Origin of the sequence: Nostoc sp. UHCC 0251, from assembly GCF_034932245.1 — a bacterium.
Taxonomy (GTDB): domain Bacteria; phylum Cyanobacteriota; class Cyanobacteriia; order Cyanobacteriales; family Nostocaceae; genus Nostoc.
Window position 1 is genome coordinate 1 of record NZ_JAYGHD010000047.1, and the last position, 2,938, is coordinate 2,938.

Annotated in this window: 3 protein-coding genes; all 3 read right to left on the reverse strand. The window is 42.5% G+C overall.

What is annotated here, in order from left to right; all coding sequences use genetic code 11:
• Window positions 1–23 precede the first annotated feature (23 nt).
• The 3 genes from mutT to VB740_RS08550 all read right to left on the reverse strand — a co-directional run bounded on the left by mutT (window position 24) and on the right by VB740_RS08550 (window position 2,362).
• The gene (gene mutT / locus VB740_RS08540) at window positions 24–524 is read right to left on the reverse strand and encodes an 8-oxo-dGTP diphosphatase MutT (RefSeq protein ID WP_323199608.1); all 501 of its coding nucleotides are present in this window, start codon (window positions 522–524) and stop codon (window positions 24–26) included.
• A gap of 305 nt (window positions 525–829) precedes the next feature.
• Window positions 830–1,174 (reverse strand): DUF760 domain-containing protein, encoded by a 345-nt coding sequence (locus VB740_RS08545; protein ID WP_323199609.1) that lies wholly within the window; start codon window positions 1,172–1,174, stop codon window positions 830–832.
• A 231-nt stretch (window positions 1,175–1,405) separates the two neighbouring features.
• Window positions 1,406–2,362, reverse strand: a complete 957-nt coding sequence (locus VB740_RS08550; protein WP_323199610.1) for an RNA polymerase sigma factor, RpoD/SigA family — start codon at window positions 2,360–2,362, stop codon at window positions 1,406–1,408.
• Between the last annotated feature and the right edge of the window lie 576 nt (window positions 2,363–2,938).

Sequence of the window (2,938 nt, forward strand, 5' to 3'; positions counted from 1 at the left end):
GGGCATGGGGCATGGGGCAATAATCAATAGTTCTTCTCCCCCTGCTCCCTCTGCCTCCCCTGCTCCCTCTGCCTCCCCTGCTCCCCCCACTCCCTACTCCCCACTCCCCACTCCCCAGACCCTTTTAAGGCAGCAATAATTTGAATATTTGCTTTAGGAAAAGTAAATTTCTCCAGTTCTTCCAAAGTTACCCAGCGAATTTCATCAGATTCTAAAGGTTGGGGAACACCTGTAACATGGCGGCAGTGATGTACTGTGAGTGTAACGCGCAAGTCTGTATAGGTGTAGTCAATAGTAATCAGATGCTCTCCTACTTCAATTACTATTCCCAGTTCTTCGGAAATTTCCCGTTCAATACACTCCTGAATAGTTTCCCCAGACTCAATTTTGCCACCAGGAAATTCCCACAAACCACCCATTGCTCCTTCTGGACGACGGCGATCAATTAAAATTTGCTCTTGGCTGTTCCAAATTACTGCAACACCAATGATTTTATGGGGCGGGAAAGAACTGGTTTCACTCATAATTTATTGACAAGAGGGAAAGATCAAGGAGACTAATGATTAATAACAAAACTCGGCAGACTAGTCTTAACTCTGCCGAGTTTTGATTTTTAAAATTTCAACCTTAATACATCACTGTTTTGGATATTTTAAGAAAATTTACCTGATATTTGACCCTTCGGCGTCTTTACGAGACGCCGAGGTGATGATTGAAAATTAGTGGCAAAGATTTCGCACAGGCTTATTCTTAATTACTATCGCTGTGACTCTTACTGTGACTGGCTATTAGCCCAAGAACAATATTTAATTTCGTAAATTTTACATTTTTAGTCAACTTCGCTGTTCTTGGTTTCAGTCCCTTGTAGAGCGATTTCAAAATTCATTCTCTGTTCAGCGTTACGCAAGAAATAACCACTGATCATAGCAGAAGCGAGAAGCCGACCTAGACTTTCTCGGCTGGTGCTTATAGTGATGCCAAAGTGTTCTGAAGGTAGATTACCCAATAGTCCTGTAATATTCCGTTCCATTACCTGAAAAACTTCGGCAGATGTAGGTTTAGATAGCTGGGTAACTGTTTCTGGACTCAAGGATTTAACATACTGCCATAGTAAATCGCTAGTTTCTGATTCACTATTGAAAAATTCCGAGACATGATTGGATGGGTTATTCATTTTTTAGCTCCTTAACTACCACTGCTAGCTGCGGTGCTTGTGATTTGAATATTAGTTAGATGTCTGTTTTAGATTAGACTTAGCTAGCTATATTGTCTTCCTGTCAACTAATGTAACAGCCAAGCTTAAGAGTGGAAGTAGGCGTAACCGTACCAAAGTCAGCGTATTTTCTCACCCATTGATCATTAGTCCTTTGTAAATAACTAATAACAAAGGACTAATGACTAATGACTAACTTGCCAAATATTCATCCATGTTGGCTTTAGACTTGCGAAGTTTAGTTAAGGCTTCCCGCTCAATTTGCCTAACTCGTTCTCGGCTGATATTCAAAATTTCACCGATTCTAGCCAGTGTCAGGGCTTGCCCATCAGTTAAGCCAAAGCGCAACGTTATCACTTCCCTCTGTTGTGGCGTGAGGTCACCCATCAGACGATCTAAGTCGTAAGATAAGGAAGATTGCATGACAAACTCTTCTGGAGATGCTCCTGGATCTTCCAGCATTTCTCCAAGTTCGGTGTCGTAATTATCACCTAGCCGTAAATCTAAGGAAAGGGGCAAACGCGCCTTTTCTAGATACTCTCGCACTTGTTTGGGGGTCAATTCTAATTCTTCAGCTAGCTCACCAGCTGTAGGAGCGCGTCCCAATTTCTGAGACAATTGACGCTGTGCTTTTTTAATTTTATTTAATTTTTCAGTGATATGGATAGGCAGCCGAATGGTGCGAGCTTTTTCGGCTATAGCACGAGTAATCGCTTGCCGAATCCACCAATAGGCATAGGTAGAAAATCTATACCCTTTGGTAGGGTCAAACTTTTCTACGCCCCGTTGCATACCAATACTACCTTCTTGGATCAAGTCCAGTAAATCGACGTTGCGCTTTATGTACTTTTTGGCAACGGAGACTACTAGGCGCAAATTGGCTTCTACCATCTTACGCTTGGCAATCTCACCATCAGCGATCGCTTCGTTCAACTCTGCTGGTTCTAGTTTTGTAGCTTTGGCCCACTCTTCGAGAGTCGGTTGACGGCCTAACTGGGTGGCAAGAGATTCTCTTGATTCGTGCAAAGTACAGGAACGTTGCACTTGTTTACCATAGAAAATCTCTTCCTCGTGGGTTAAGAGTGGCACACGGCCAATCTCACGCAGGTAAGTCCGCACGAGGTCTGTGGCTGTCTGAGCGGTCTTCATGGCGCTACTCTTTGGTAATGATGGGTTTGGCGGTAGGGTCATTAAGGGATAGATGCTTTGTTAGGGTGCTACCCAGTCAGACTGGGAACCCATGCTATGGTTTACAACTTACGCATCCGAAAAACTCGGCTGCTCATAAAATCAAATTTAGGCTTCTTAACTGCTAAAAGTTACAGCTATTTCCTACTTTTCACAAGTATCTACAGTTAGATAAAAGATCGCTTTTTAAACATTTTTTTATTGGAACCGTATTAATAATTGTAACATTTATGAGAAATTTTTGGCTATATCGTTACATTAAATTTCCTGGCTGTTCCAGTTGATTCAACGTTGCTCTCTATCTCAAGGCTGACTAGAAGTCAATTTCAGAAATTCTCAGGTTCAAATAATTTCCCTCATATTTGTTAAAGTATCTCTCTAATGAGAACTATAGTCATTCTCTTATAACAATTACTTAATTTTTTTGGGCATTGGGCATTGGGCATTGGGCATGGGGCATGGGGCATGGGGCATGGGGCATGGGGCATGGGGCATGGGGCAATAATCAATAGTTCTTCTCCCCCTGCTCCCTCTGCC

What these genes read in the sequence shown, in the direction of transcription:
- mutT (WP_323199608.1), bottom strand. Translation starts at nt 524, where the DNA reads ATGAGTGAAACCAGTTCTTTCCCGCCCCATAAAATCATTGGTGTTGCA.
- VB740_RS08545 (WP_323199609.1), bottom strand. Translation starts at nt 1,174, where the DNA reads ATGAATAACCCATCCAATCATGTCTCGGAATTTTTCAATAGTGAATCA.
- VB740_RS08550 (WP_323199610.1), bottom strand. Translation starts at nt 2,362, where the DNA reads ATGAAGACCGCTCAGACAGCCACAGACCTCGTGCGGACTTACCTGCGT.